Raw genomic sequence first — 1,889 nt, 5'->3', positions numbered from 1 at the left:
AAGAATGCTTTTAACGCGCTTGCGGACGGCAGACCTTTTAGGCCGCACATACTGGCCACCGCCTTCAGCTTTGTCAGGCACAAGCGGCGGGTCGCACCTTTTAAATGCTCATCTTTGAAGAATGCTTTCAGCGCCGCTGGCGTGGGCAGACCTTTTTGGTAGCACATACTGGCCACCGCCTTCAGCCTTGTCAGACACAAGTTACGTCCATCTTTCAGATGATTATCGTTGAAGAATGCCTTCAGTGCCGTTGGTGTGGGCAGACCTTTTCGGTGGCACATACTGGCCACCGCAGCCAGCCTTGTCTTGCATAAGCGGCCGTTTTCATCTTTTAAATTCTCATCTTTGAAGAATTTGTTCAGCGCCGCTGGCGTAGGCAGACCTTTTCGGTGGCACATACTGGCCACCGCCTTCAGCCTTGTTAGGCACAAGTTACGTCCATCTTTCAGATGATTATCTTTGAAGAATGCTTTCATTGCCGCTGCCGTGGGCAGACCTTTTTGGCCGCACATACTGGCCACCGCAGCCAGCTTTGTCAGGCACAAGCGGCCGTTTTCATCTTTTAAATGCTCATCTTTGAAGAACATTTCCATTGCCTCTGCCGTGGGCAGACCTTTTTTACAGCGCATACTGGCCAACGCCTTCAGCCTTGTCAGGCACAAGCGGCCGTTTTCATCTTTTAAATACTCAGCAGTGAAGAATGTGTTCAGCGCCTCTTGTGTGGGCAGACCTTTTTCGCAGCACATACTGGCCACCGCCTTCAGCTTTGTCAGGCACAAGCGGCCGTTTTCATCTTTTAAATACTCAGCAGTGAAGAATGTGTTCAGCGCCACTGGCGTGGGCAGACCTTTTTGGCAGCGCATACTGGCCACCGCAGCCAGCTTTGTCAGGCACAAGTTACGTCCATCTTTCAGATGATTATCGTTGAAGAATGCCTCCAGTGCCGTTGGTGTGGGCAGACCTTTTTGACCGCACATACTGGCCACCGCCTTCAGCTTTATCAGGCACAAGCGGCCGTTTTCATCTTTTAAATACTCAGCAGTGAAGAATGTGTTCAGCGCCGCTTGCGTAGGCAGACCTTTTCGGCGGCACATACTGGCCACCGCAGCCAGCTTTGTCAGGCACAAGTTACGTCCATCTTTCAGATGATTATCGTTGAAGAATGCTTTCATTGCCTCTGCCGTGGGCAGACCTTTTTGGCCGCGCATACTGGCCACCGCAGCCAGCTTTGTCAGGCACAAGCGGCCGTTTTCATCTTTTAAATGCTCATCTTTGAAGAACATTTCCATTGCATCTGCCGTGGGCAGACCTTTTTCGCAACACATACTAGCCACCGCCTTCAGCCTTTTCTTGCACAAGCGGCCGTTTTCATCTTTTAAATGCTCATCTTTGAAGAATGTGTTCAGCGCCGCTGGCGTGGGCAGACCTTTTCGACGGCACATACTGGCCACCGCCTTCAGCCTTGTTAGGCACAAGTTACGTCCATCTTTCAGATGATTATCGTTGAAGAATGCTTTCATTGCCGCTGCCGTGGGCAGACCTTTTTGGCGGCACATACTGGCCACCGCAGCCAGCTTTGTCTTGCACAAGCGGCCGTTATCACCTTTTAAATACTCAGCAGTGAAGAATGTGTTCAGCGCCGCTGGCGTGGGCAGACCTTTTCGGCGGCACATCGACATAACGTATGATAATTGAGGATGTTTAGCTATACACTCAATATCACTGTCGGATAGGTTTGCAAAGGCTGTTATTGCGCCTTGATTATTTTTAAATAGACCTTCAAACGCCGTCAGCTTTACCTTGCCAGTTGTTATAAATGTTATAGCCTTCTTGATGGTTTCAGGTTCTCGTTGGTCAGGAAGTTGAGTAAATAAAGGTTTGAGTTCTTT

Annotated in this window: 1 protein-coding gene; it reads right to left on the bottom strand. The window is 49.9% G+C overall.

What is annotated here, in order from left to right; genetic code table 11:
- Window positions 1-1,889 (bottom strand): hypothetical protein (locus JQC92_RS22125; RefSeq protein ID WP_205001689.1); only part of this gene is annotated, 1,889 nt, incomplete at both ends.

This window comes from Parashewanella hymeniacidonis, assembly GCF_016900895.1.
GTDB lineage: Bacteria > Pseudomonadota > Gammaproteobacteria > Enterobacterales > Shewanellaceae > Parashewanella > Parashewanella hymeniacidonis.
The sequence above is the reverse complement of the archived record's forward strand: the minus strand, read 5'-3'. Positions and strand labels throughout refer to the sequence as shown.